Source organism: Heliomicrobium sulfidophilum, from assembly GCF_057715735.1.
The window spans coordinates 1,794,735-1,820,140 of record NZ_JBVTZZ010000005.1 but is presented as its reverse complement, the minus strand read 5'-3'; the positions used below and the strand labels follow the sequence as shown (position 1 = coordinate 1,820,140).

The following is a 25,406-nucleotide window of genomic DNA, read 5'->3' as shown; positions in this document are numbered from 1 at the left end:
CAACTCCAACAAAGAAACACGATGGCGTCAAGGAACTGACCAGGCAGAGTTGATAAGACACCAGGGCATGGGGACACCATGCCCCTTTTTATTATCCTGTTCTTTTTTATTATTCGAAATTAAAATCATCATCAGTCCGGCGATGCTATAATGAGATCAATTGGCTATTTTCTAAGGAGGTATCACTATTGAATCTTTCATGGCTGCGCCGAAGATCGCCGCTCTGGCGTATTGGCATGATCGCCTTTCTCCTCTTATGCATGTTTAGTGGACAACCTCTCTCAACGGCTCATGCTGCCCCGTCAGCCTCCTCGTCGTCTGCCCCTTCGACCGTCTCACCTTCAGAGCCATCAGCTACCACACAGCCTGCTCCTCCGACTTCTTCACCCTCTTCCGGCGCTCCTGCCGCCAGCGCTCGCGAAGAGGTAAAACCGCCCCAGGAGGTGTACCTGAAAGGCAAGATCACTTCCGTCCTGGCCGAATACCCTGAAGAGGATCCCCTCAACGCCGGCGATGGCAAATCATCGATGCTGCGTCAGACACTCCTGGTGGAATTGCTTGAGCCGCCTTACGTAGGACAAACGCAGGTGATCAGCAACATCGCCAATCTGCAGAATCCTTATAACGGCCTCTACCTGCATCCCGGGGAAGAAGTCGTCGTCTACGCCACTCTGGATGATCAGGGTCATCTGCAGGGCGCGGCCATCCAGGACCTGATCCGCCACCGTCCTATCTTGACCGCTGCGTCCATCTTTGTCGTGCTCATCGTCGTCCTCGGTGGTCGTCGGGGCATCGCCGCCCTTGTCACCCTGGCGCTGACAGGTCTGCTGATCTGGTACTTCCTTCTCCCGGCCATACTGGAGGGGCAAAACCCGCTCCTGGCCAGTTCCCTCGTCTGCGCCTTCATCGGTCTTGTTGGCACACCCCTTGTGGGCGGCTTGAATCGCAAATCTCTAGCCGCCGTGGCAGGCATCATCGCTGGCGTCATCGCCGCCGGACTTCTGGCTTACCTGACAGGGCAGCAGGCACGCATTACCGGCATCGAATTCGAATACGCCACGATGATGCTTGCCATCCCAGACCGCCCACCCCTCGACCTGCAGGGCGTCTACTTCGCCGGCGTGCTCATCGGTAGTCTCGGCGCCGTCATGGACACCAGCCTGACCGTCGCCTCGGCAGCCCAAGAGATCCGGTTGCTGCATAAGTCGGTGGGCCGGAAGGAACTCTGGCAGGCCGGCATGAACGTAGGCCGCGATACGATGGGCATGATGTCAAGCACCCTCATCCTGGCCTACGTGGGCGGCGCCCTGTCGCTGCTCCTCCTCTTAATGGCCTACCAGACGCCGGCGCTGAAGATCATTAATTCTGACCTGCTGGTCAGCGAAATCATCCGCTCCGCTGCCGGGTCGGTCGGGCTCATCCTCTGCATCCCTGTCACCGCCTTCTGCGCTGCTCTGCTGCTGTCAAAATCCAGCGCATCCTCTGACCATAGAAATACAGCCACCGATGAAGCCAACGCTGGCGAAGCAAGCGACATGTAACGTGCGAAAAGGCATCGAAGCGACCAGGACCTACCTCTTTTGCTCAAGCACATTTCCCACTAGGCTTCGAAATCTGGAAGTCTTTCGACATCAATGGCATTCTTGGATTGGATCTCAGTGATAGGGGCGACGATGCCCTCCACACGGGGACACATAGGACTAGTATCTAGAGACGCCTGGGATACGGGGGACGCATAGGATGCTATTCGCAGAAGAAAAGTAAAGGAAGCTGCATCGAACTCGGCAAGCAACGACGGAAAGGGTGGCGAAATCGCCCACATGAGCAAAAACCGGAACCTCTTGCTGATCGGACTCTTCCTGGCCATGTTCTTCGGCGCCCTCGACCAGACGGTCACATCGACGGCCATGCCGACGATCATCGCCCAACTGGGTGGATTCCATTTGATGGCCTGGCTGGCGACGTCCTACATGCTTAGCTCCACTATTGTCGTTCCCATCGCCGGGAAACTGGCCGATCAGTTTGGCCGCAAGCCGGTCTATCTCTTCGGCCTCGCCGTGTTCATGGCCGCCTCGGCCCTCTGCGGCCTCGCCGGTTCCATGGAGCAGCTCATCCTCTATCGCGCTCTTCAGGGGATTGGCGGCGGGGTAATGATGCCCATGTCCATGATCATCATCGGCGACATCTTCACCGGCGAGGAACGGGCCAAATTCCAAGGCGTCTTCGGCGGCATCTTCGGCCTTTCATCGATCATCGGGCCCCAGATCGGCGGTTGGTTTGTCGATCACCTGGCCTGGCAGTGGGTCTTCTACATCAATCTGCCCTTCGGCCTCCTGGCGGCGCTTTTCATCGCCCTCGGCCTGCGCGACGAGCAGGTTCGCGGAGAAGCCCGCATCGATTACCCTGGAATCGCCACCTTTACCATCGCCATGGTCAGCCTGCTGCTGGCGCTGACCTTTGGCGGAACGGATTACCCCTGGATCTCCTGGCAGATCGCCGGCCTGTTTGCCAGCTTCGCCATCTTTCTCATCCTCTTTCTCCGATCGGAAAAGGCAGCCGAGGAACCAATCCTCCCGCTCTCCCTTTTCCGCAATCGCGCCTATGTGCTCCTCAACCTGATCGGCTTTCTGATGACGATGGGCATGTTCGGCGCCATCATGTTCATGCCCCTCTTCATGCAGGGCGTCATCGGGATTTCCGCTTCCGGCGCTGGAACGGCGATGACGCCGATGATGCTGTCGATGATCGTGGCCAGCACGCTGGGCGGACGGGCGCTGCTCCGCCTCGGCGTAAGGCCGCAGGTTCTCGGCGGGCTGCTGATCATGACAGCAGGTCTCCTGCTGGTGACTACCCTGGGCGTCGGCGCCACCCGCTGGACAGCCTCCTTATTCTTGGTGATCATCGGCTTCGGTTTAGGCTTGGTGATGCCGGTCCTGACCATCGCCCTGCAAGAGATCTTCCCCCGCCACCTGCTCGGCGCCGTCACCGCTTCAGGGCAGTTCTTCCGCTCCATCGGCGGCACCTTCGGCGTGGCCCTCTTCGGCGCCGTAATGAACCAGGTATCCGGGCAATCGCTCCGGCAGGACCTGCTTCCCCTGCTCAACCAAGCGCCGGCAGCCGCCCGCCCCGCCATCGAGCCGATCCGGTCGCTCTTAGAGACGAACCCTCAGTCGCTCTATTCCATGCTGCTCCAGGGCGATGTGATGGCCCAGATGCCAGAGGCCTTTCGCACCATTATCGAACCGGTGATCAAGTCCTCCCTGGCAACGTCGATCCACGCCATCTTCTGGACAGCCGCCATCGCCACCGCGCTAAGCTTCCTCGCCACCCTCTTCCTCCCCGCCATCCGCATCTCTCGGCGGGCTGTGGCGGGCAAGGGACAAGCGATGGCTAAAGATCGGGAGAAGGAGAGGGAACGGAGACAGCGCGAAAAGGCCGAGCCTGCCCTGGATAAGGGCTGACGATAGGGCCTTATAGTTTAATATTTTCGATCAGCCGGTTCAGCGTCTTCACGCTCCGGACGTTATCGTCAGTGCGAGCGGTCATGGCTTGAACCGTCTCGGCGATAGACGCCGACTGTCCGGCGATCTCCTCGGCGCCTTTCGCCCCTTCTTCGACCGCCTGGGCGACTTCGTTAATCGCTTCTCGACGGCCCCATTGACAGCGCCGACAATCTCCTGGATATGGCCAGCCGTCCTTGAGGACTGGTCGGCGACCTGACCGATGTTTTCTTGGACAGCCAGGGCATTTTCCCGGATTGTCGCCGATGCCTCGCTGATTTGGATGCTCCTATCTCGGTTCGCCGTCCGCATGGTCAGCATGGCTCTCGCCATAGCGCCCACTTCGTCCTTGGAACGCGTCAGCCCTTCATAGCTGTCGTTCGCCTGACTGAAGTCGAAGGCGGCTGTCTGGTCGATCAGCTTGGTCATCGATACGACAGGAGAGAGGAAGCGGGTCGTCCACGCTGCCCGTCAAAACGAGCGTCCAGTCCAGCTCCGGGATTTGCACGTAAGCCGCCAATATCAGGGAGCCCTCAAAAGAGTATTCGAGGTCCCCCTGTTGCATCAATTATTATGGAATAACTGCGCTTGAAAAAACTGGTCCTTTGACGGCCGAGCGGACTCTTTGACGAGAGCGATTGACGCTTGTTATATACCTATTTTATAATTAATTGATATGCCATGCACCTTTTTGCACATAAGCAGTTTCCGCCACCCGGTCTTTTTTATCCGATGGGCAGGGTTTACCGTCTCGAGTCCAACCTGTATTCACATCTTGAAGGAGGGATTTTCCGTTGAAAAAGAGAATCCTCGTCGTCGATGACGCTTCGTTTATGCGGCTGACCATTCGAAAGATACTGGAAGAGGCTGGTTACGATGTGATGGAGGCCCCCAACGGAAGCGAAGCCGTTCGACTCTGGAAAGAGCTTGCGCCGGACCTGGCCACCATGGACATCACCATGCCTGACATGGACGGCATCAGCGTCGTCAGAGCGATCAAAGTCCTCGATCCCAACGCGAAAATCGTCATGTGTAGCGCCATGGGCCAACAGTCGATGGTGGTAGAAGCGATCACCGCCGGCGCGAAGGATTTCATCGTCAAACCTTTTCAACAAGAACGGGTACTCAAAACTATCAAGAACGCGCTCGCGTAAGGGTGTTCCCTAAAATGAGTATCAATCATGGAGATCGTAATGAACGAGTATTCAAGGAGAAGAAAAAAAGGAGGCTGCTCCATCACAGTCGATGGTCAGCCTCCTCTTATGTTCTAACCAACGGGCTTCGCCGTTGTTTCGCTGATTAACTCCCGAATTTCCAGGGCTTTTTCAGTTCGGAGATCTGGGACGTTTCTAGCGATTTCGCACGGAGCGCCTGCTCCATTTTGAATTGGGCCAGGTGATCATTGAAGAACCATTCAAACATGTTGCGTCATCCTTTCGAGGGGTGGTTCGTTGAGAAACATTTTCATTTAGAAGTATACGCCTACACCTGAAATATGTCAAGCCTGTTATTGAGAAAACAATCCAAGCCGGAGCCCCCTCTTTCTGCCTTGGTTCTTCAAATTCTTTCGTGACTTCAGTTTTGCTCATCGCGCCGTGCGCTGGAACATAGACTTTCCAGTAGTATGTACTGCTTCTATTTCAATTCCGGTTTTATCCGATTTCTTGAACCGGATTCGTTCGGCGAGCTAATGTGGGACTTGCCGCCAACGGATTTCTTCGGTATACTCAAAGCATAATCAAAGCATCAACAACCGCGATCATTGTCATAAACTCTGAATGATATTTTCTTCTATTATCATGAATAAGGTTATCAAAGGGGAGTAGCTCGCTGCTGACGGGTCAACAACCGGCTTCATAAGTCTGGCCCTCAGGGTTGAAAGGACCAGCAAGACCTTTGATTCAAAGTCGTCGCTTTGGATCAAAGGTCTTTTTCACTCAGACAGATACATATTAAAGGGAGTGCGCAAATTGGAATTTCTAGGAAGCATTAGTGGAATCGAGTGGAGTGATTTATCCGATCCCGCCTTCTGGCTGTCCATTGGGAGCATCATCCTCATCGATCTGGTCCTGAGCGGCGACAACGCGATCCTGATTGCGATGGCCTGCCGGAACCTGCCGAGAGAACTGCGGACCAAAGGCGTCATCTGGGGGACGGCCGGCGCCATCGGGTTGCGGATGGTCCTGGGCGCTGTCATCATCTATCTCCTGAAAGTCCCCCTCTTGCAAGCGGCTGGCGCTGTGCTCCTCGTCTGGATTGCCATCAAACTGCTCATTCAGGAGAACAATCACACCGATGTAGACGCCCCCAACCGCTTGTGGCAGGCCGTCAAGACGATCGTCATGGCCGACGCCGTCATGTCCCTGGACAATGTGGTCGCCGTGGCCGGCGTCTCCCATGGCAAACCGGGCCTGCTCTGGTTCGGCCTACTCGTCAGTATCCCCCTCGTCGTCTACGGCAGCCGCCTCTTCCTCACCTTGCTCGACCGCTTTACGGTCATTCTCTACGTCGGCGCCGGCATCTTAGGTTGGACAGCCGGCAAGATGCTGATTCACGACCCAGTGCTGCTGGCAAACCTGCAAGAACTGGGTGTAGCGCCTGTTTTGCTCGACGAGACCTTCGTGGCCGCCATCGTCACCGCCCTTGTCCTGATCGTCGGCTGGTTGATCAATGACCGCAAAAAAAGAAAACCCAGCGGCAGGGAAGCGCGGTTTTTATAACCGAATATCCTGATTTTTCGTTAGGTTTTTCACCGCCTTCCTCCGTCCGATGGACTGAATAATGGCCGCTCGCACGGGTATGCTACGGTCGGAGGAGGTGAGCCATTTGTCGCACATCAGATGTAATGTCGAGGAATGCCACTACAATAGCAGTGAAATCTGCCAAGCGTCGACGATCAAGGTCCGCTCCCGGGTCGCCGACCACATGACCAGCATCTCCGACGATACGGCCTGTGAAACCTTCGTTCCGAAGAAGGTGTAACATCTTTCCACGGATAACTCCCCTGCGAAACATTCTCCTTGATAAAGGAAAGGTGGGTTCTCCCCGCAGAGAAACCCACCTTTCCTTTAATTTAAACGAAGCTATTTCGTCGCTATGTTGTCTCGCTCTCCTGGCTCACAGGGCGCCCGACATTTTTACCTTCTCGCGCAGTTCCAGCGTCAAATCTTGCAACTCTTGGGCCAGTTCCTTGAACTGGTTGATCTGTCCCCGAATCTCCTTCATTTGGGCCTGATGGGATTCGACAACGCCGCCTGTCTGCCGCACCCCTTCTTCAATATCGCCCATTCCCGTCTGAATGCTGCGAAGGGTCTTGTCGATCTTGCCAGCTGATTCGATGGAGACGCTCGCCAGGCTCCCGACCTCTTTGGCGACGACGTTGAAGCCTCGCCCGGCTTCCCCAGCCCGGGCCGCCTCGATGGAGGCGTTCAGACCAAGCAGTTTCGTCTTATCGGCGACGCTGCGGATAAAACGCAGGATCTCATCGGTCTCCTTGACTTTCTTCAAAGAGGTCTCTGTGGCTGTTTTCAGCTTGTCTGTGGTCATGGTCAGATTCCCCACCTGGGAATCGACTTCTTCTACCTTATGATAGAGCAAGTCGGCGTCGTCTCGGATGGTCAGGGCCATCTCCTCAAATTCCTCAACACGCTTCATCACCTGGAGTTTCTGGTATCCGATGGAAGATAGGGCGTTGGCGACGATATAGAGCAGGTCTGCGGCAGCGCGGATGCTCTCTTCTGGAACGACACGGATCCTGCGAACAGCGGCGACATAGGTCTCCGGGTCAATCCCCAGTTCGCCAGCCAGACGGCGAAACTTCGCCTCGTCAGGTGGCTGCGGCAGCACTTGGCCGCCCAGCATGGATCCGATCTGCCTGCCCTCGACGATGATGGGCGCCGCAAAGTCCATCAGCCCGCCATGGCAGTAGTAGATGGCAGGCTTGCCGGTTTTCGCCGCCTCTTTGCCCCCTTTGAGGTCGCATTCATTGCAGCGGCGCGCTCCTTCCGGCGTATTGCGCGTCAAGTCCATGCAAAAGGTGGTGAAATGGCTCGGCGCTGTCACCGGACCTTTATCATCAACGGTGATGCTAGCCATCCCCATCGCTTTCGCAAAACTGTCCTGGAATCGTTGCAGAAAATCAAGATCGATTAAATCCTTCAGTCCATATTCGATTTCGTTTGTTCGATGTACTGACACAGGCATTTCCCCTTCATCCTTACAGTGAGATAGCGGTCAGCAAACCCAAATTCATTTGGGGTAGTCCTTTTTAGTACTTTGACATGGATAGGTGCTTTTCCTCTTTTAAAATGACTCAAGAAGACAAATTATCGATGAATTCTTGCTATTCTAACAGAGTGAGCACAGATTGGAAGATCGGCTTCGTAGCAAAGAATGCCTCAAAAAACAAAATTCCAACTGATCGTTCTCGGCAGACACAGTTTAAAGGAGTTTAAAAGAGGAACCGCATATGTTCCGCCGCGGCCTTCAGTTCCACCAGTTCTCCTGGAGAGAAGGGTCGTTGTTGCCACTCTCGCATCGACAGGCGGATCCGCCAGGTCTCCTGACTCCGGCAATTGACCAGCACATGGGCGCCTTCCATCTCAACCTGCTCAACGACCGATAACCAGCGGTTCATGGGACGCTCGGCCGCATCTGGGCTCTCATCGGAAAAAGGGGGAGCGATCTGCAGGTTTTCTCCCCGAATGCACAACCAACCCTTTTGGCTGCTCCCCTCCCCGCCGGCCTCCGCTGTTTCCTCACCGGCGCGACCGCTCTCATCCCATTTCGCGACAAACCGTCCGTCCTGACACCGGAAACAGCAAAAAGACCCGTCATGACCGTCGGGCGTCGCCGGAATCATGTTGTCGACGCCCAAAAAGCGGGCGGCAAAGACCGTTTGGGGGTCGACATAGAGTTCGAGGGGAGTTCCCGCTTGCTCGATTCTCCCCTCCCGCATCAACAGCATCTGCTCGCCCAGCCGGAGTGCTTCCCCAAAATCATGGGTCACATGAATGACGGCGATCCCTTTTTCCCGGTGGAGGCGGCGAAGCAGTCCCTGCATCATGTCGCGCGTCCGGGGATCAAGCGCTGACAGCGGTTCATCGAGCAACAACAGGGACGGTTCTGTCATCAACGCCCGGGCCAGGGAAACGCGCTGGCGTTCCCCGCCGCTGAGGTGCTGGGGATACCGTTCCAGCAGGTGATGAATGCCCATCGATTCCGCCAGTTCTTCCATCCCTCTTTTCGCGCTCTCACCGTCGAAGCCGTCTCCCTTGTGAACGCCGAAGAGTATGTTCTCGCGAACCGATAAAAAGGGGTACAACAGGCTGTCCTGGTAGGCCAGACCGAAGCGCCGCCGCTCCGGCGGGACAGCCGAAATATCGCTTCCATCAAAATGAAGCGACCCACAGTCAACGCTGCGAATGCCAGCGATGGTTTCCAGAAGCATCGTCTTTCCGCATCCCGTCGGTCCCACGATGACCAGGTATCCTTGTGGCTTCACTTGAAATGAGAAATCGATCAGACGAAAGTTTCCGACCGCCAGGGTCAGGTTTTTCGCCTCCAACATGCTTGCTTCCCCCTTTCGTTACGTCCGCGCCCCCGTCCCCGTTACTGACCGAAACAACACCAGCACCGTGAGGGCGACGATCCACAGCACCACCGCGGTGGTGAGGGCAAAGGGAAGATCGCCGATGGACATGCTCAGGTAGACGGCCGCCGAGAGGGTCTCCGTCTTCATGCGGGTTACGCCGGCCAGCATGGCCGTGGCGCCGAACTCGCCGAGGCTTCTCGCCCAAGTCATGGCGATACCGCCAAGGATCCCCTTTTTCGCCATTGGGAGTGTGACCCGCCAAAAGGTCTGCCAGGTTGTATGGCCGAGGGTGCGGGCGACCTTCTCATAACGAGGGTCGATGGCGGCGAAGGCATGGCTGAAGGTCTTGATGGCAAAGGGTGTGGCGATAAACCACTGGGCCACAGCGACGCCCCGGGCGGAAAAGACGATATCGAGACCCATCTCCGTCAAGCCGTCGCCGAGGACGGGGCCAAAGAGGATCAACAGGGCCACACCGGACACCAGGGGCGGCAAGACGATGGGGAGATCGAGCAGGGTATCGAGAAAAGCCTTGCCGGGGAAGGATTGCCGGGCCAGCACATACCCGCAAGGGATGGCCGCCAGCACGGCGGCCGCAGTGGCGATGGCCGTCGTCCCCAACGTGAAGGCGGCCGCAAACTGAAATTCGGGGTTGCCGATGACGTCTCGAAATTGCCCTGGCTCGGCATGCAGCAGCAGCACTCCGAAGACAGCGGCCATGAACCCTGTCATCATGATGAAGACCAGCCGGAAGGACCGTTCCATAAGCCCTACCTCCTCACAGCGATTCCTTAGGCGCCACAAAATAAAAAGCCCAATGGCGGGCCGGCGCCGCCATCGCGCCTCTCACCATTGAGCACCCCAACAAGGTTATCCGTTATTCATCCGGTCATCTAGGCTAGCTAGGCCATCAAGGTTTCAAGACAAAACAGTACATAAATAGACGAGACGTAGTTATGGAAACATAATAATTATCTGCCGCGAACTTGTCAATCCTTTTTTGCCCTTGACAGGGGATTCTTTTTCCCTTATCCTTTCATTAACGTATTGTTTTATCGCTTTTTTTCGTCCTGCGCTCGACGGCGAGATTCGTCGTTTCTGTCCAAACTGTACAGAAACTTGAACCTCGTCGTTTTTGTTTATCTCGGCAAAGGCGGTCACGTATAGGGGGGTAACGGATATGGTCATTGACATGGCGCCCATCTGGATCTCATTAAAAACAGCAATGGTCTCGACGGTGATCACCTTTTTCTTCGGCATCGCCGTCGCTCGCTGGATGGCCACCTACCGGGGAAGAGGCAAAAACCTGATCGACGGCCTGCTGACGCTCCCGCTGGTCCTCCCGCCGACGGTGGTCGGTTTCTTCCTGCTTTTGATTTTTGGGAAGAACGGACCCGTCGGACAGTTCCTGCACCAGATGGGGACTTCGATCATCTTCTCCTGGACGGCCACGGTGATTGCAGCGACGACGGTCGCGTTCCCGCTCATGTACAAAACAGCCCGCGGCGCTTTTGAACAGGTGAACCCCAATTACCTCCACGCCGCCCGAACCCTTGGGGCCGATGAGTGGACCGTCTTCTGGCGGATCACCATCCCCTTGGCCTGGCCCGGTATCGTTGCCGGCGTCATCCTCTCCTTCGCCCGCGCCCTGGGCGAGTTCGGCGCCACACTCATGCTGGCCGGCAACATCCCCGGGACGACGCAGACCATTCCTGTGGCCATCTTCTTTGCCGCAGAAGGCGGCGATATGGACCGCGCCTTCCTCTGGGTTGCCATCATCGTCACCATCTCGCTGGGCGTCATCCTGCTGATCAACGAATGGAACAAGATTCAAGCGGCGCTGACAGCCCGCATCCAGTCAAAGGGGCGGTTGCAATGGAGCTTACGGTCGATATCGAAAAGCGATTTCCCGGCTTCTCTCTCCAAGTAAATTTCGCAACCAACGGCGAGGCGCTGGGCCTGTTAGGCGCCTCCGGTTCAGGAAAAACGATGATCCTGCGTTGCATCGCCGGCATCGAGACGCCTGATCGGGGACGCATCACCCTCAACGGACGGGTACTCTTCGACTCGGAAAAGGGGATCAATCTGCCCAGCCGCCAGCGCAAGGTGGGCTTTTTGTTCCAGGATTACGCCGTCTTTCCCCATATGACGGTCGCCGAAAACATCCGCTTTGGCTTGAACTATCTCAACATGAGCAAGGAAGAACAGCGCCGGCGGGTGCAGGAAAAAATCGCCCAGTTCCAGTTGGCGGGGTTGGCCGATCGCTTCCCGAGCCAACTGTCAGGCGGGCAGCAGCAGCGCGTGGCTCTGGCCCGCGCCTTGTCGGTCGACCCTGACGCGCTGCTGTTGGACGAACCCTTTTCCGCTCTCGACAACCACCTGCGCAGCCAGATGGAGAGCGAACTGCTCAAGACCCTGGCTGATTACCGGGGAGCGACCCTGTTCGTGACCCACAACCTTGATGAGGCCTACCGCGTTTGCAAGAGCCTGCTCGTCCTCACGAAAGGCCGCGTCTCCGCTTTTGGTTCGAAAGCGGCCATTTTCCAGTCGCCGCCGACGATCACGGCGGCCCAACTGACGGGGTGCAAGAACCTGTCTCGCGCCCGCATCCTCTCGTCCCGTCAACTGGAGGCCCTCGATTGGGACTGCACCCTCCGCCTCACTTCTCCGATCCCGCCGTCGGCCGCTTACGTGGGGATCCGCGCTCGGCACCTGCGCATCGTCGACGCCCCCATCGGCTCCTACGACCTCAACGACCCCGACGACTCCGGCAGTTCCGACAGCTCTGCCGGCATTAATACCTTTCCGGTCCGGTTAAGCCAGGTGATCGATACGACAGAAGGGAAAACACTGCATCTCGAATTGATGCAGGTTGCCCAATCCGACCTCCCAATGGGCCATCGGAGCCATTCTGACGACATTGCCGGCACTGGCTCCATCGAGGGGCGGCCCCAATTGTCGATGTATATTGCCGAAGGGTCCTGGAATCAGCTTAAGGACCGGCCCTTTCCCTGGTGGGTTCAACTGGATCCCGAACAGCTTTTCGCAGCCTCTGAAGATCCCGAGACACCGGCGTAAAAAGCCCCGCAATCGGGGTTCTGCATATCGATAAAAATAAACGAAAAATGGAGATAGCATGGATAACAGGGATGGGAGGGCTCTGGCATGGTGTACATGACCGACGAGGCGATCGAGCGACTGATCAAGGAGGATGTTCCCTACATCGACTTGACATCGCTGATCCTGGGGATTGGCGAACAGCCTGGGGTGATTCGGTTTACTTCCCGGGAACCGGCGGTGGTCGCCGGCACGGAAGTGGCGCAACGCCTCCTGTCGAAGCTGGGAATCGAAGTTTTTGCTCAGGTGTCTTCCGGTACGGAAGTGGCGCCAGGTGAAGTCTTCCTGGAGGCGAACGGTCCGGCCAGTCGTTTACATATGACTTGGAAGGTCTGCCAGAACATCCTCGAATACAGTTCCGGCGTCGCCACGAGGACGCGAAGGCTGGTCGAAAAGGCCAAGGGGATCAACCCTCACATCCAGATCGTGACGACACGGAAGATCTTCCCCGGAACGAAGGAACTGGCGATCAATGCGGTCCTTGCTGGCGGCGGCTTTCCCCATCGCCTGGGGCTTTCGGAGACGGTGCTGATCTTTGCCCAACACCTAAACTTCACCGGCGGCCTGGACGGTCTGCTGGCGAAGATGGCGGAGATTCGCGCCCAGGCGAGCGAAAAGAAGATCATCGTTGAAGTGTCTGATCTGGAGCAGGCGCTGCGGCTCTGCCGGGCTGGCGTAGACGGTCTCCAGTTCGATAAGGTTCCTCCGGCCGAACTGGCGTCGATGGTGGATTCCATCCGCGCCGTCGATCCAGAGGTGACGCTGATCGGCACCGGCGGGATCAACGAGCAAAACGCAGAAGCCTACGCAAAGGCTGGCGTCGATGTGATTTCGACGACATGGGTCTACTTCGGCAAACCGGTCGACATCGGCGTCCGCATCACTCCCGCATAAATCTTCCCCTTAACAAAGAAGCCAGGGCTCATCGTTGCGATGTCCCTGGCTTCTTCGCTTACTGTCAGGGTTTTTTAAACCCAAACTTTTGAAATACTCCCGGTCCCTCCTTCTGCACAAAATTCAAAAAGTCCTGGGCCTGTTCCTTCTGGTTGGAAAAGGTCAGCGACGCGCAGGGGATCTCGTCGACGACATTGACGGCCGGGTCGATTTCGACAACCTCCAATTTGTCCTTTTGATTGGACATGCTGCTGTATTCGGCGATTCCGGCATCCCCTTGCCCCATGGCGATCATGGCAGGTACCTTGGGCATCGTTTCCACTGAGGCCAGGATATTCTTTTCCACGGCTGCGGTGATCCCGAGCTGATCGAAGGTTTTGAAAGCGTTCTTACCGATAGCTGTGGCCTCTTTGTCGGGAAGCACGAGTTTTAACCCAGGCCGGGCCAGATCGCGTACATCCTTGATTCCAGCCGGGTTGCCTTTAGGGGTGATGATCGCCGGCACATGGTAGGCTACCGGCCCGACCACCTTGTCAATGATCCCTTTCTTCTGGGCCATTTCTATAAAGGGCTTGCCTCCCGGCATATAGATGTCGCCTTTTTTTGCCGTTTCCGCCTGGCTGAGCAAAGCGCCGGAATTATTGAAGGTCAATTCGACCTTGATGCCGGTCTGCGCCTCATAGAGGGCGGCCAGTCCTGTCACCGGCTCTTTCAACCCGGCGCCCACATAGGCGAACAGGGGTTGCGCAAAAGACGCAGGCTTGATCTCAGCCTGGGAACTTTGCGTTGCACCCTCTCCGCTCCCCTGTCCGCCGCAGCCGCTCAATAGCAGCCCTGTCAGGGCGAGCATCACTGCGCCGCGCCCCCATCTTGCCCCTCTCCCCAAACTTCCCGAATTCCCCAACCCCCCCCGACTTCCCAAACTTCCCGAGCGCCCACTGGTTCCCGCCATTTTCATCTTTTTTCCTCCTTAAATTAAAAATATGATGTGAAAATAAAAAATCCTCAACGGCGCACCCCCTTCAACTCCTTGCGGAAGGAAGGGCTTCTCGCCGTTGAGAATTTCATAACCGGACAAGCCATGACCCGACTCTATATATAAACCATGGTTCATGGTAAGATTATGGTCAAAGAAACCGAAACGGAATGATTGGGGAGGAAACCGTTGTGCCGGAGGATACGTCGCTGACCCCAGAAGAGGTGGCCGAACGACTGCGCATCAAGAAAAACACCGTCTATGAAATGATCAAACGGGGCGATCTGCCGGCATACCGGGTGGGGCGTAAACTTCGGGTGCTCTCCGACGCCGTCGATAAGTACATACGAAAGGGGCAAGCCTCGGAGTCGCTTGGTAGTGGCCCTGCCGAAAAACCGGCGGAACCGGATGCCTCAGTCCTTTCGGTGAGTTCGTCAGGGGCGTCGCTGCCGGTCACGCTGACTGGAACATCCCCGGCAACATCGGCCGCTTCCACCGCGAACCAGTCTCCCGCCGGCCGGACCGCTTCGCCAGGCTTTTTTGCCTCTGCGCCCGTTTCCTCCGCCGTCGACGAATGGACGCCCCCTTTACCGGGATTGGTGCTCTGTGGTCAGGACCCGTTGCTCGACATCCTGGCCAACCACCTGGAACGGAATCCACGGGGGACAACCGTCTTTCGTTCCCATGTGGGCAGTTTTAACGGCCTGCTGGCCTTGTACCAGGGAACGGCGCATATGGCCTCGGCCCATCTCTGGGACGGCGATTCAGGCGAGTATAACATCCCCTATGTGCGGCGGCTAATCCCGGGGATCCCCACGGTGATCATCCGGCTGGTCCGCCGGATGCAGGGCTTTTACGTGGCGCGGGGAAACCCGAAAAACATCGTCGACTGGAAAGCCTTCACCCGCTCCGATCTCCGCTATATCAACCGGGAACGGGGTTGCGGGACCCGGGTGTTCCTCGACGAAAAACTCCGGCAGTTGGGCATTGAGAGCTACAGAATCCCGGGGTACCGGAAAGAAGTCTTCTCCCATCTCTCGGTCGCCAGCGCCATCGCCAGAGATGAGGCCGATTACGGTCTGGGCACCGAGCGGGCCGCGCGACAGGTGACCCAGGTCGATTTCGTCCCCTTGCAAAAGGAAGAGTACCATCTCGTCGTCAAGAAAGAGGACTTCGTCAAACCCCTCTTTCAGAGCCTGTTGGAGATCATCCGCTCTCCGGAGTTTCGAGCGGAACTGCAAGGGATGGGCGGCTATGACCTGGAAGGGCTCGGCGAGATCGTCGCCGAGATATAACAGTATGGATTAACCAAATCATACACGATAAAAAACAACATGACAACACATAAAAAGCAAGAAGAGGCATAAAGGCGAGCACCTAGCTAGATAATTGCTTTCACTCCCCTGTTCACCTCAATAAAAAACTGATCATAACAAGATAACACTTGACATCACGCGAATAACGTACTATTTTAAAACTATCTTATTTAGCGTCGTATGTTCATCCTTCTCGGTTTCCTAGGTAAGGTACTCATATCTCAAATCGTTAAGCAAATCTCAATGAGGAGATGGCGGTCAGACTCGGCCATCCCATTGAGATTTTTTTATTGAAAGGGGGGGTGTGCGGTTTTCCTAAAGGACATCTCTTGGAAACCCAACAAACCGAAGGAGGCGCTTGGTTTGAAACGCAAAAAATGGCTATCCCTCTTTTCACTCCTTTTATTTCTCGCAGCGACCCTGCTGTCGGGATGCGGCGCTCCGCCGGTCGCAAAAGACGCGGCTGCACCGGTCAATTTGACCGTCTCCGCAGCGGCCAGCTTGAAAGACGCTTTGACGGAGGTCAAGGAGCTCTACGCCAAAGAAAATCCGAACACAGCCATCACCTATAACTTCGGCGCATCTGGTTCCCTCCAGCAACAGATCGAACAGGGTGCGCCGGCGGACATTTTCATCTCGGCGGCGCCCAAACAGATGGATGATCTGCAATCGAAAAACCTTATCGATGCGGCCACTCGCAAAGACCTGCTGGAAAACAAGGTGGTTCTCGTCGCCCCCAAGGATTCTTCTATCACGGGTTTCTCCGACCTGGCCGGGGATAAAGTGAAAAAGCTGGCTCTCGGTGAACCTCAAAGCGTTCCCGCCGGCAAGTATGCCCAGGAGGTCTTGACGAAACTGAATCTGGCTGACGCAGTGAAAGACAAGACGGTCTTCGCCAAAGACGTGCGCCAGGTGCTGACCTATGTGGAAACAGGCAATACGGAAGCCGGTATCGTCTATGAAACCGATGCCAAGGTCTCCGACAAGGTCAAGATCGTGACCCGGGCGCCGGAGGGCTCCCATTCACCGGTGCTGTACCCAGGCGCAGTGCTGAAAGACAGCAAAAACGCCAAGACCGCAGGAGAGTTCCTGCAGTATCTGCAAGGACCGGCAGCAAAAGCCGTCTTTGAAAAATACGGGTTTACTGTGTTAAACAAATAAGAAGGAGGAACTCGCTATGAAAATCACTGCCAGAAATCAACTGAAAGGCACAGTCGTGGAAGTCAAGGAAGGTCAGGTGATGGCCGAGGTGGTATTGGACATCGGCGGTGGCAACCAGATCACCTCGATGATCTCCAAGGATGCCGTACAGGAACTGGAACTGAAGGTAGGATCGGAAGCGGTTGCCATCATCAAGTCCACTTCCGTTATGCTGATGGCTTGATCGACTCCCCCACCTAAACGTGTTCATAAAAACGCCCCGTCTTCAAACGGGGCGTTTCGTTTAGCATCAACTCCTAGTACGGCCAATGAAGGCTCTAGAAAGTGTTTGATTTTTCAATGGCTGGCGCATATGTCGGGGCCAAAGTATTAAAAAGGCCTGAATCCGTGAAGCAAAATACAGAATAAGCTCGAATTCCGACGCAAAACTCCGTATATTAAAAAGTCAAGGCGCCCCTGGGCGCGACATCGCCCTTGAAAAGGGCCCGCCCGCACGGACGCGAAGGAAAAGTCGAGTATGTGGGCAGCGTCGCTTACGGTATCAGGTTGAAGATAAGTGATGATAAAACACCAATAATAGATATAGCATCATTATACCTAAATATCGGAGTTGTGTGTATAATAATCATCTCCCCAATCACACATCATTTTTAGGATGGGCATTAAACTCTTCCCTAGGGTAGTTAATGAATATTCAACCTTAGGAGGTACTTCTGCATATACCTTCCTATTAATTAACGCATCCTCTTCAAGCTCTCTTAATTGCTGAGTCAACATTTTTTGGGTTATATTTGGAAGCAACTTTTTTATTTCATTGAATCTTTTTGTACCCTTAGTTCCTAAATGCCAGATAATCAGTGGCTTCCACTTCCCCCCTATTAAATCTATTGTAATTTCAAATGTACATGTGTAATTTTTATTTTTGAATTCTAACATGCCGCAACCTGAAGACATATTCATACTCCCCTGAGTCCGTGATAGCGAATGTTCACCATTTGAGAAAAGAGGAGCAATTCGGCGAAAGGCAGAGTTTTCGAAACATATTTCGTTTTCCGCAGATTCACCCGTGGGGTGAAGTCAAAGAATTTCACGATCGACCGGCCTTCGAAACACGGCATTCAGAATGCGCCATCTTTGTTGTATAATGGTGTTGCAAATGTTGCAATCCTATGTGACAGAGGAGGCGCCATGGATGGGCAAACCGCCGAAATTCATTTTCGAGTCGACAGGCGAGCACCTGACGGAACATGCCGGGCTGGCCATTGTCGGTGCGCTGATGCCATATACGCAACTTCGAGAACGTCTGAATGAAACGCTCCTCCCCGAGATGGAAGTCCCCATCATTTCTCATGCCGATGTGACCGTGTCATACGTAGGCTTGCTGTGCCAAGGGAAGACCGACTTTGAGTGCATAGAGGCCTTTCGGGAGGAGCCGTTTTTCAAGACCGCTCTGGGTATCCAAACGGTTCCGTCGGCAGCCACTCTGCGTCAAAGACTCGACGCGGCCGGCGTGCTGGATAGAAACCTCAAGGATGATTCCCTGAGCGAAACGGCTCGGGCGGCCCTTCGGAAGCGGAGCTGGAAATGGATTATCATGGAAGAGAACCTCCAGCTGTTGCGCAATGCCAAAGCCCCACTCACACCGATTCAAATCCGCGTCGGCGGCCGGGACCTGGACTATCATGTGCTCGACATTGACGTGTCCCCCTTTGACAACTCGAACACCAAAAAGGAAGGGGTGTCGCGAACCTATAAGGGCGTCGACGGATACGCACCCATTTTTGCGTATCTGGGGCGGGAAGGATACTTGATTCATCTGGCGTTGCGGGAGGGCAAGGTGCACTGCCAAAACGGGATGCGTGAATTTCTCACCCGGGCCATCCAGGCCGCTCGGACCGTGCTTCCCCTGCACGCTCGCTTGTTGGTCCGCCTCGATTCGGGGCATGATGCGGCGGATACCGTCCGAGTCTGCCGGGAGATGGGGGCCGATTTCATCATCAAGCGCAATCTGCGCCGGGAAGCCCCGGAGATGTGGCTGGATATCGCTAAGGAACGGGGGATCCATTGCGAGGACCGGCCGGGAAAATTCGTGTCCATGGGTACCGTCGAGTTGCGCCCATCCGAAGATGACGCCCCGGCGACCGTCGCGTTTCGCGTTGTCATGCGGAAGGTCCTGAAAAACGGCCAAGTGCTCTTGTATCCGGATATTCAAGCCGATACGTACTGGACATCCCTGTCCGTCGCCGCATCCCGGGTTGTCGATCTGTATGCGGACCACGGTACGTCGGAGCAGTTCCACAGCGAATTGAAGACGGACCTGAATCTGGAGCGTCTGCCGTCGGGAAAGTTCGCCACGAACGAGCTGGTGTTGACACTGGGGGCGTTGGCGTACAATCTCTTGCGCATCATCGGACAGGAAGGTCTGCAGGTGAATGACGCACCCCTGAAAAAGCCGGTGCATCGCCGGCGCATCCGGACGGTGATTGACAACCTGATTACGCTGGCCGCCCGTCTGATTCGTCACGCTCGTCGATGGAAGCTGGGTGTGGCCGCGCTCTGTCCTTGGCTACGGACGATTCGTCGGGTGTACGAGGCGTTTGCATAGCCACTCTGGACGGATTCAATGAAACCTGGATGCACTCGACCGTGCGAGAACTCTGCTCGACTCGGGGGGTATGGTGCGCCCATTTTTTCGTCCAGGCAAGCCATTGTGTACCACTTGTTCGAGTTATTGACCCAAGTCGCGTCGCTAGGTGCTCCACCGTCTTGTCCGGTGCCTGCTTGGCCTGTTCCTATTACCACGCGCCCCCTTGATTTCCTTTATGTGGTTTTGCAGCAGGATAACGTCACGGTTTCAGGACTCCTTCAAAGCGTTTTTTGGTTGCTATAACACTAAATAGCGCGCAGTTGCTATATTAAAACTTATTGTATAATATCATATCATAATTCCACTGCAAAAAGCAACTCCTGGAGGGTATGATCCGCTGTTCTAAACACTTTTCCGTCAATCAGGGTGAGCCGCTACAATAATAGGTATACTTTTGGTAACTATAGCACTGAATAGTGCGTACTTGTTTGCAACGAACTTTGTATTTAAAATAACAGTATGAATTGATTCGATTGCAAGAAAGGATGAAACACAAGGAAAAGAATTGGACCGGATCCGACAAAATAATTTTTAAAAAATAAAGGAGAGAATAAAATGAATGCAATATTAAACAGAAAAAGTATAAGAAGGTATAAGGACATAAAAGTAAGTGATGAAATTGTAGAGGAACTTTTAAGAGCAGGAATGCAGGCACCTTCCGCCGGAAATGAGCAACCATGGGAATTTGTAGTTTTAAGAGATAAGGAAATTATGAAGAAAATAACCGAGTTTCATCCTTACTCAAAAATGTTGATTAGGAGCTGTATGGCTTGGAGTTTATCCTATGGAAGACAGAGTAGATGCTCTTAAGAAGCTTTTAAACCTTCCAGAAAGTGTTATTCCTTTATCAATAATACCTGTTGGATATCCAGACGAAAAAAGAGAAGCAGCAAATAGGTTTAATAAGGAAAGAATTCATTATGACAAATGGTAATTAAATAATTTTTCGCAGAGAGGATCTTTATGCATCTGATAAAAAAACATGATTGTTCGGTGATGAAATCTCATATATATTAAAACCTCTTGAACAGTGCATGTTGACTTTGAACAGTAGGACGAACGTTGTTAGATAATACGTAAAATAATGATTGGAACTATGCAAGGTGGGATTAGAATGATAAAAGTAGTTGCTAGAAATTTTGCACAACAAGACAAACTTAATGAGATTATTGAGCTATACAAAGAATTGGTCGAGCTCACAAGGAAAGAAAAAGGATGCCTTAAATATGAATTGTATCAAGATGAAAATAATCCTTCAATCCTTACAATGATTGAAGAATGGGAAAGTAGAAAGGCTTTAGAGGCGCATTTTAAGACAGAGCATTTTGTAAGAATTATACCTAATGTAAAAAAATACATGTTAAAAGAAGCAGATTTAAATATTTACAATAAATTAATTTAAGGCTCTATGTCAATAAGGGGTAAAGCCAAAACGGAGATGCCTGTCTGTATGGAGGAGGCGGAGGGTTGCATACGCGCCGCCTCCTTCTTATGACCAGTACAGATGTTATATTTGCATAGCACAATTATATCGTAACGCCGATGTTTTGCTTCGCAGATATTTTTCATCAAAGATCCCCCCCATTGGCCCGGAATCGCCAAATCCTCTCATGTCAAATTCCTCTCGGCCCAAGCAGGAGTTTGTCATTTTCGTCGAAGTATTGAAGTATATTGAATCGACTTACCTGCGACTTTTAGCCGAGGGGGAACAGGCATGATTCCAAGAGATCGTCATCACTGCAAAGGCCCCGCTCACCGCATCGATGAAAGCGGTTACCAGCGTTTTTCTGTCGAAAATCAGGCCTTCGTTACGGTAGGCTTGGAAGACACCGGGAAAAAGGGGATCATGTATTTTACGGAAAAGATGTTTGCCAACATGCTGTCCAATATCTATGGCAATGTAAAGGGGAACAGTCGGCTCGACTACGCTGCCGATCTGGGCGCGAATACGCTGAATCTGATCTTGGGGGCCTACGGTTTTCCGAACAGCCAGTTCTTGGCCTGGAATCCCCTCTTTGTCCCCGAAGCGTTGCAGCGCAGGCCATGGGAAGCCGATGGCGCTCATATGACACGAATCGTGAAAGAGCAAGCATTCCTTTACGGCGCCGATCTGGTGGGCATCGCTGATCTCGATCCAAAGTGGGTCTATGCCAAGGACCTGGAAAAACCCTTTGTCTTTGAAGACGCCGACAACCCCTTGGAGGAAGCGGACCGCTTCGTCATCCCCGCCTCCATGCAAAGGGCCATCGTCATCGCCGTGGCGATGAACCGGGAGATGATCGAAACGTCACCGCTTGCCGCCAGCAGCACAGCCGCTTCGCTGGGCTATTCGCGCATGGCCATCACGGCCGTATCACTGGCAGAGTTTATCCGCTCCTTGGGCTACGCGGCCATCCCCTGCATGAACGACACCGCCTTGAGCATCCCCCTGGCCATCGACGCAGGGCTCGGCGAACTGGGCCGGCACGGACTGTTGATCACGCCCGAGTTTGGTTCCAATGTGCGGCTCTGCAAGGTGTTGACAAACATGCCTCTTGTCGCCGATTCGCCCGTGGATTTTGGCATCGCCCGTTTTTGCCGCAACTGTTTCGCTTGTGTGGACCATTGCCCGTCGCATTCGATCAGCGCCGGGGAGCCGTCCTTTCAAGTCACCTGCGCCAACAACAACCCCGGCGTGGAGAAATGGACCATCGACGCGAAGTCCTGCCTGCGCTTCTGGCAGGAGAACGGCCATAGCTGCGCCAACTGCATCGCCGTCTGTCCCTTCACAGCCGGTTTTGATTTCACCCACTGCCTGGAATGCGCCGACTGTGACTCCAGTGGCTGCGCGCTCCAGGAGGTCAGCTTTTTGCGGGATAAGCACGGTTATTCGACGAAAAAGAACGATGATGCTGATGCCAGCGTCAGTCCGCTCATCCGGCGGGGATTATGACATTTTCCCTCGGCAAGCCTTCAAACGTTGTCTTTTCCCTATCACTCCTCCGATGCCAACGGAAACGTTCACCCTTCGTTCACAGTTCGGACACATAGGCTTGCTACAATACGACCATCAAATCCAACCAACTGCTAGCAAGAACGAAGGGGGAATCAACCATGAAGTCTCAACTGTTATCGAAAAAGGTATTGGGTCTGATCGCCGGAGGAGCGCTGCTGGTCTCTGTTGGCACAGCCTACGCCGCCGACCCCTCCGACAGTTCCGGAGGAACCGCCGCTGCACCCCGCCCGCCCTTTAACGCGACCTTTGATCCGTCCAGCAGCAGCAACGACCAATTCCACCGCGGTCCCTTCGGCGGCCCTGGCCCTGACGGACAGATGGGGGATCGCCCCGAGCCGGGTCAACGGCAAAAAGAGACGCTCCGCCAGTTGGTAGAAGCGGGAACGTTGACACAGGCCCAAGCTGACGCTATCGCCGATGTGATGCCCAAACCGCCGCTACGGCCGGAAGAACGGATGCAGCAACTCGTCGACGACGGAACGCTCACCCAGGCACAGGCCGACGCCGTCCTGAAGATCTTCCCGCCCAAGCCCGATGGCGTGAAGCAGAAGCAGCAGATGCCCAACCCGTCTACACTGCTCCAGCCGCTGATCGATGCCGGCACGATCACCCAGGAACAAGCCGACGCTTTCCTGAAAACGCTCCCCCCTGCCCCGCTTCAGCTGGGGCTACTCGGTCAACCTGTCCCATCGAAAGAGGACGCGTCGGCTGCCGCGTCGAATTAATGACATAAAAATCCCCCTCAGGGAACCGTGCTCCATAGGGCTTGCCTTATGGAGCATCTTTCCCTTGCCGATACATAAACCGGACTGGGGCGCAAAGGAGTTGTTCCCATGGCAGCTAAACGGATTTTGATCGCCGATGATGAATCGCGGATGCGCAAGCTGGTCGGGGATTTTTTAAAAAAGGAAAGCTTTGTCGTCACCGAAGCGGAAGACGGCAAGGCGGCCCTCGAACGGTTCTTCTCACAGCCCTTCGATCTGGTCATCCTTGATGTGATGATGCCCGGCTATGACGGTTGGGCCGTCTGCCGGGAGATTCGCAAGCAGTCCCGTGTCCCAGTCATCATGCTGACGGCAAAATCGGAAGAAGTAGATGAACTGTTCGGCTTCGATCTGGGGGCGGATGAGTACGTGACGAAACCCTTCAGCCCCCGCATCCTGATGGCTCGTGTGCAAGCCCTCTTCCGGCGGTTGGAGAGCGACCAGAACCTTCTGCTCTCCTTCGGTGACCTCGCCATCGATGTGACCGGCCGCATTGTCAAAGTCAAAGGGGATCGCATCGAACTAACACCGAAGGAGTTCGAACTCCTCCTACACCTGGCCGAAAACGCCGGCAAAGCCCTGAGTCGGGAACAGGTGCTCAACGCCGTCTGGGATTATGACTACTTCGGCGACGCCCGGACCGTAGACACCCACGTCAAAAAGCTGCGCCTGAAACTGGGCGACGCTGGCCAGCACATCCAGACGGTGCGCGGACTCGGCTACCGCTTTGAGGCGCCATGAAACACTCTATCAAATTCAGGCTCTTTCTGGCCATGAGCGCCATGATCCTCTTCTTCATCGTCCTCTCCTCCGTCCTTGTCTCCACCAGCCTGGGAAAGTACTACGTCTACAAGAAAACATCCGACTTGCGCGAAAGCAGCCGGATGGTTGCGACGCTGGCCCAGGAAAACCCGGATGATCTCTGGGCAGCCATGGAACGGATGGAACGGACCAGCGCGATCAGCAGCATTCTCATCGACGCGAACATGAATATCTTGTATACCACCTTTCCTGGCCCTCCGCCCGAGGTTGATCCAGGGCAAGACGCTCGGACGCTCGAGGAAAAAGCGAAACCGCCCCTGCGGGAACAAGCCCTGCACGAACAAGCCCTGCCGGATCAGGCTGCGTCCCCTCCGCCTGGTCCCGCGAATCCCGACCAAAGGGCGCTTCGGAATGAAAACTCGCACCTGCGGCTCGTCGATCCTTCTCCGGGACCGGAAAAGCTTCGAAACCACCAGCTTATTTTGTTTAAGCAAGCCGTTGAATCGGGCAGCCGGCAGTTGGAACGAGGCGAGGAACTCATCGAATTCCGCGAGGATCCGCGGTTGCATACACAGTTTCTCAACGTGATCACACGCCTTCCCAACGGATACTACCTCTTCCTGAGCACCCCCCTGGCGGCTATGCAGGAGAGCGCCGCTGTGGCCAACCGTTTCTTCCTCTTCACCGGTCTGATCACCCTCCTGCTCGGCAACATCATCGTTTTTTTCTATTCCCGGCGGTTCACCCGGCCCATCCTGGAGATGAACGACATCGCCCGGCGAATGGCGACGCTGGATTTTCAGAAGAAGGTGACTGTCGGCAGCCAAGACGAGCTGGGGCAATTGGCGGAGAGCATTAATTCCCTTTCCGATCAACTGAGCCGTTCCATTACGGAGTTGCAGGAGAAAAACGCTCAGTTGCAGACCGATATCGAGCGCGAGCGCAAAATCGACGAGATGCGCAAGGAGTTCATCTCCAGCGTCTCCCATGAGTTGAAAACACCGATCGCTTTAATCCAAGGCTACGCCGAAGGCTTGAAGCTGAATGTGGCTGATGACGAAGAGAGCCGCAATTTCTACTGCGATGTAATCATGGACGAAACGCGCAAGATGAACAAACTGGTCCTGGAACTGCTCGACCTGTCTCAGATCGAATCGGGACAATTCCATCTCGAACGGAGCACCTTCGATTCCCTTGCCTGGGCAGAGTCGGTGGTGGAAAAATTCACCCCCTTGCTGCGGGAACGACAGGTATCGTGGGCGATCGAAGGAGAATCCGGTCTGATCGCCCACGCGGATATGGAGCGGATGGAACAGGTGCTGGTCAACTACCTCACCAACGCGATCCACCACATCGCCCCTCCCAACGAGTTGGTCCTGCGTATCCTGCCTCGGGATCAAAAAATCCGCGTCACCCTCTTCAATTCGGGAAAAGGGATCCCCGAGGAGGCTCTCGATCAGATCTGGACGAGCTTCTATAAAGTGGACAAAGCCCGCACCCGGGCCTATGGCGGCACCGGTCTTGGCCTCTCCATCGTCCGGGCGATTCAGCGGATGCACCAAAACGGTTATGGGGCGGAAAACGTTTCCGGCGGCATCTCGTTCTGGTTCGAACTCGACAGAGCAGAGGAAGTCGAATCTACGTAACCACAGTTGAACTACGGCCCTCTTTGAAAAAAGCC

The 25,406-nt window shown here is 54.9% G+C and carries 24 protein-coding genes and 1 pseudogene; 18 read left to right on the top strand and 7 right to left on the bottom strand.

Going from position 1 to position 25,406, the window contains the following annotated elements; translation table 11 throughout:
* The first annotated feature begins 188 nt into the window (after window positions 1-188).
* Together AC0CW1_RS14310 and AC0CW1_RS14305 are read left to right on the top strand one after the other, a co-directional pair.
* Window positions 189-1,541 carry a YibE/F family protein gene (locus AC0CW1_RS14310; RefSeq protein ID WP_488183679.1) on the top strand — a complete coding sequence of 451 codons (1,353 nt, stop codon included), beginning with the start codon at window positions 189-191 and terminating at the stop codon, window positions 1,539-1,541.
* A gap of 279 nt (window positions 1,542-1,820) precedes the next feature.
* Window positions 1,821-3,461: an MDR family MFS transporter gene (locus tag AC0CW1_RS14305; RefSeq protein ID WP_488183678.1), complete on the top strand. Its 1,641-nt coding sequence runs from the start codon at window positions 1,821-1,823 to the stop codon at window positions 3,459-3,461.
* An 81-nt stretch (window positions 3,462-3,542) separates the two neighbouring features.
* On the opposite strand, the gene AC0CW1_RS14300 is transcribed toward AC0CW1_RS14305, so the two are convergent.
* Window positions 3,543-3,929, bottom strand: coding sequence for a hypothetical protein (locus AC0CW1_RS14300; RefSeq protein ID WP_488183677.1), 387 nt, complete (start codon window positions 3,927-3,929; stop codon window positions 3,543-3,545).
* A 365-nt stretch (window positions 3,930-4,294) separates the two neighbouring features.
* Here AC0CW1_RS14300 and AC0CW1_RS14295 point away from each other — a divergent pair, with 365 nt between their 5' ends.
* Complete coding sequence (locus AC0CW1_RS14295) at window positions 4,295-4,654, top strand: response regulator (protein WP_488183676.1); 360 nt, start codon at window positions 4,295-4,297, stop codon at window positions 4,652-4,654.
* Between the two features lie 145 nt (window positions 4,655-4,799).
* Here the strand turns inward: AC0CW1_RS14295 and AC0CW1_RS14290 are convergent, their stop codons facing one another.
* The gene (locus AC0CW1_RS14290) at window positions 4,800-4,922 is read right to left on the bottom strand and encodes a hypothetical protein (RefSeq protein ID WP_488183675.1); all 123 of its coding nucleotides are present in this window, start codon (window positions 4,920-4,922) and stop codon (window positions 4,800-4,802) included.
* A gap of 548 nt (window positions 4,923-5,470) precedes the next feature.
* Between AC0CW1_RS14290 and AC0CW1_RS14285 the strand changes: the two genes are divergently transcribed.
* Window positions 5,471-6,220 carry a TerC family protein gene (locus tag AC0CW1_RS14285; protein ID WP_488183674.1) on the top strand — a complete coding sequence of 250 codons (750 nt, stop codon included), beginning with the start codon at window positions 5,471-5,473 and terminating at the stop codon, window positions 6,218-6,220.
* Window positions 6,221-6,326: 106 nt separating this feature from the next.
* The gene (locus AC0CW1_RS14280; protein WP_161257964.1) at window positions 6,327-6,482 is read left to right on the top strand and encodes a DUF1540 domain-containing protein; all 156 of its coding nucleotides are present in this window, start codon (window positions 6,327-6,329) and stop codon (window positions 6,480-6,482) included.
* 135 nt (window positions 6,483-6,617) lie between these two features.
* Here the strand turns inward: AC0CW1_RS14280 and AC0CW1_RS14275 are convergent, their stop codons facing one another.
* The 3 genes from AC0CW1_RS14275 to AC0CW1_RS14265 all read right to left on the bottom strand — a co-directional run bounded on the left by AC0CW1_RS14275 (window position 6,618) and on the right by AC0CW1_RS14265 (window position 9,858).
* Complete coding sequence (locus AC0CW1_RS14275; protein WP_488183673.1) at window positions 6,618-7,697, bottom strand: PocR ligand-binding domain-containing protein; 1,080 nt, start codon at window positions 7,695-7,697, stop codon at window positions 6,618-6,620.
* A gap of 253 nt (window positions 7,698-7,950) precedes the next feature.
* A complete protein-coding gene (locus tag AC0CW1_RS14270; RefSeq protein ID WP_488183672.1) occupies window positions 7,951-9,069 on the bottom strand; it encodes an ABC transporter ATP-binding protein in 1,119 nt (372 codons plus the stop codon).
* A gap of 18 nt (window positions 9,070-9,087) precedes the next feature.
* Window positions 9,088-9,858, bottom strand: coding sequence for an ABC transporter permease (locus tag AC0CW1_RS14265; protein WP_488183671.1), 771 nt, complete (start codon window positions 9,856-9,858; stop codon window positions 9,088-9,090).
* Between the two features lie 415 nt (window positions 9,859-10,273).
* Between AC0CW1_RS14265 and modB the strand changes: the two genes are divergently transcribed.
* The 3 genes from modB to modD all read left to right on the top strand — a co-directional run bounded on the left by modB (window position 10,274) and on the right by modD (window position 13,104).
* Window positions 10,274-11,023: a molybdate ABC transporter permease subunit gene (modB, locus tag AC0CW1_RS14260; RefSeq protein ID WP_488183670.1), complete on the top strand. Its 750-nt coding sequence runs from the start codon at window positions 10,274-10,276 to the stop codon at window positions 11,021-11,023.
* Complete coding sequence (locus AC0CW1_RS14255; protein ID WP_488183669.1) at window positions 10,969-12,171, top strand: sulfate/molybdate ABC transporter ATP-binding protein; 1,203 nt, start codon at window positions 10,969-10,971, stop codon at window positions 12,169-12,171. The genes modB and AC0CW1_RS14255 overlap by 55 nt, the downstream gene beginning before the upstream one ends.
* Window positions 12,172-12,258: 87 nt before the next feature.
* On the top strand, window positions 12,259-13,104 hold the full coding sequence (gene modD / locus AC0CW1_RS14250; RefSeq protein WP_488183668.1) for a ModD protein: 846 nt from the start codon (window positions 12,259-12,261) through the stop codon (window positions 13,102-13,104).
* Window positions 13,105-13,168: 64 nt separating this feature from the next.
* Here the strand turns inward: modD and AC0CW1_RS14245 are convergent, their stop codons facing one another.
* The gene (locus AC0CW1_RS14245) at window positions 13,169-13,954 is read right to left on the bottom strand and encodes a substrate-binding domain-containing protein (RefSeq protein WP_488183667.1); all 786 of its coding nucleotides are present in this window, start codon (window positions 13,952-13,954) and stop codon (window positions 13,169-13,171) included.
* Window positions 13,955-14,250: 296 nt separating this feature from the next.
* Here AC0CW1_RS14245 and AC0CW1_RS14240 point away from each other — a divergent pair, with 296 nt between their 5' ends.
* From AC0CW1_RS14240 to AC0CW1_RS14230, 3 genes are all read left to right on the top strand, one after another.
* Window positions 14,251-15,375, top strand: coding sequence for a helix-turn-helix transcriptional regulator (locus tag AC0CW1_RS14240; RefSeq protein ID WP_488183666.1), 1,125 nt, complete (start codon window positions 14,251-14,253; stop codon window positions 15,373-15,375).
* A gap of 384 nt (window positions 15,376-15,759) precedes the next feature.
* Window positions 15,760-16,557, top strand: a complete 798-nt coding sequence (gene modA, locus AC0CW1_RS14235) for a molybdate ABC transporter substrate-binding protein (protein WP_488183665.1) — start codon at window positions 15,760-15,762, stop codon at window positions 16,555-16,557.
* A 16-nt stretch (window positions 16,558-16,573) separates the two neighbouring features.
* Window positions 16,574-16,780: a TOBE domain-containing protein gene (locus AC0CW1_RS14230; RefSeq protein ID WP_488183664.1), complete on the top strand. Its 207-nt coding sequence runs from the start codon at window positions 16,574-16,576 to the stop codon at window positions 16,778-16,780.
* 374 nt (window positions 16,781-17,154) lie between these two features.
* Here AC0CW1_RS14230 and AC0CW1_RS14225 read toward each other — a convergent pair whose 3' ends face one another.
* Window positions 17,155-17,511, bottom strand: a complete 357-nt coding sequence (locus AC0CW1_RS14225) for a winged helix-turn-helix transcriptional regulator (RefSeq protein ID WP_488183663.1) — start codon at window positions 17,509-17,511, stop codon at window positions 17,155-17,157.
* Between the two features lie 238 nt (window positions 17,512-17,749).
* Between AC0CW1_RS14225 and AC0CW1_RS14220 the strand changes: the two genes are divergently transcribed.
* From AC0CW1_RS14220 to AC0CW1_RS14190, 7 genes and pseudogenes are all read left to right on the top strand, one after another.
* Window positions 17,750-19,162 (top strand): IS1380 family transposase, encoded by a 1,413-nt coding sequence (locus AC0CW1_RS14220; RefSeq protein ID WP_488183662.1) that lies wholly within the window; start codon window positions 17,750-17,752, stop codon window positions 19,160-19,162.
* 597 nt (window positions 19,163-19,759) lie between these two features.
* Window positions 19,760-20,138: pseudogene (locus AC0CW1_RS14215) on the top strand (nitroreductase family protein).
* A 180-nt stretch (window positions 20,139-20,318) separates the two neighbouring features.
* Window positions 20,319-20,606, top strand: a complete 288-nt coding sequence (locus tag AC0CW1_RS14210; RefSeq protein WP_488183661.1) for a putative quinol monooxygenase — start codon at window positions 20,319-20,321, stop codon at window positions 20,604-20,606.
* A 312-nt stretch (window positions 20,607-20,918) separates the two neighbouring features.
* Window positions 20,919-22,136 (top strand): reductive dehalogenase, encoded by a 1,218-nt coding sequence (locus AC0CW1_RS14205; protein WP_488183660.1) that lies wholly within the window; start codon window positions 20,919-20,921, stop codon window positions 22,134-22,136.
* 161 nt (window positions 22,137-22,297) lie between these two features.
* Window positions 22,298-22,924: a hypothetical protein gene (locus AC0CW1_RS14200; protein WP_488183659.1), complete on the top strand. Its 627-nt coding sequence runs from the start codon at window positions 22,298-22,300 to the stop codon at window positions 22,922-22,924.
* 108 nt (window positions 22,925-23,032) lie between these two features.
* Entirely contained in the window at window positions 23,033-23,704 is a 672-nt protein-coding gene (locus tag AC0CW1_RS14195) for a response regulator transcription factor (RefSeq protein ID WP_488183658.1), read from the top strand.
* Window positions 23,701-25,371: a sensor histidine kinase gene (locus AC0CW1_RS14190; protein WP_488183657.1), complete on the top strand. Its 1,671-nt coding sequence runs from the start codon at window positions 23,701-23,703 to the stop codon at window positions 25,369-25,371. The genes AC0CW1_RS14195 and AC0CW1_RS14190 overlap by 4 nt, the downstream gene beginning before the upstream one ends.
* Window positions 25,372-25,406 lie beyond the last annotated feature (35 nt).

What these genes read in the sequence shown, in the direction of transcription:
- AC0CW1_RS14270 (WP_488183672.1), bottom strand. Translation starts at nt 9,069, where the DNA reads ATGTTGGAGGCGAAAAACCTGACCCTGGCGGTCGGAAACTTTCGTCTG.
- AC0CW1_RS14230 (WP_488183664.1), top strand. Translation starts at nt 16,574, where the DNA reads ATGAAAATCACTGCCAGAAATCAACTGAAAGGCACAGTCGTGGAAGTC.
- AC0CW1_RS14245 (WP_488183667.1), bottom strand. Translation starts at nt 13,954, where the DNA reads ATGCTCGCCCTGACAGGGCTGCTATTGAGCGGCTGCGGCGGACAGGGG.
- modB (WP_488183670.1), top strand. Translation starts at nt 10,274, where the DNA reads ATGGTCATTGACATGGCGCCCATCTGGATCTCATTAAAAACAGCAATG.
- AC0CW1_RS14240 (WP_488183666.1), top strand. Translation starts at nt 14,251, where the DNA reads ATGATTGGGGAGGAAACCGTTGTGCCGGAGGATACGTCGCTGACCCCA.
- AC0CW1_RS14265 (WP_488183671.1), bottom strand. Translation starts at nt 9,858, where the DNA reads ATGGAACGGTCCTTCCGGCTGGTCTTCATCATGATGACAGGGTTCATG.
- AC0CW1_RS14255 (WP_488183669.1), top strand. Translation starts at nt 10,969, where the DNA reads ATGGAGCTTACGGTCGATATCGAAAAGCGATTTCCCGGCTTCTCTCTC.
- modD (WP_488183668.1), top strand. Translation starts at nt 12,259, where the DNA reads ATGGTGTACATGACCGACGAGGCGATCGAGCGACTGATCAAGGAGGAT.
- AC0CW1_RS14210 (WP_488183661.1), top strand. Translation starts at nt 20,319, where the DNA reads ATGATAAAAGTAGTTGCTAGAAATTTTGCACAACAAGACAAACTTAAT.
- AC0CW1_RS14300 (WP_488183677.1), bottom strand. Translation starts at nt 3,929, where the DNA reads ATGACCAAGCTGATCGACCAGACAGCCGCCTTCGACTTCAGTCAGGCG.
- AC0CW1_RS14190 (WP_488183657.1), top strand. Translation starts at nt 23,701, where the DNA reads ATGAAACACTCTATCAAATTCAGGCTCTTTCTGGCCATGAGCGCCATG.
- AC0CW1_RS14200 (WP_488183659.1), top strand. Translation starts at nt 22,298, where the DNA reads ATGAAGTCTCAACTGTTATCGAAAAAGGTATTGGGTCTGATCGCCGGA.
- AC0CW1_RS14195 (WP_488183658.1), top strand. Translation starts at nt 23,033, where the DNA reads ATGGCAGCTAAACGGATTTTGATCGCCGATGATGAATCGCGGATGCGC.
- AC0CW1_RS14205 (WP_488183660.1), top strand. Translation starts at nt 20,919, where the DNA reads ATGATTCCAAGAGATCGTCATCACTGCAAAGGCCCCGCTCACCGCATC.
- AC0CW1_RS14225 (WP_488183663.1), bottom strand. Translation starts at nt 17,511, where the DNA reads ATGTCTTCAGGTTGCGGCATGTTAGAATTCAAAAATAAAAATTACACA.
- AC0CW1_RS14305 (WP_488183678.1), top strand. Translation starts at nt 1,821, where the DNA reads ATGAGCAAAAACCGGAACCTCTTGCTGATCGGACTCTTCCTGGCCATG.
- AC0CW1_RS14290 (WP_488183675.1), bottom strand. Translation starts at nt 4,922, where the DNA reads ATGTTTGAATGGTTCTTCAATGATCACCTGGCCCAATTCAAAATGGAG.
- AC0CW1_RS14220 (WP_488183662.1), top strand. Translation starts at nt 17,750, where the DNA reads ATGGGCAAACCGCCGAAATTCATTTTCGAGTCGACAGGCGAGCACCTG.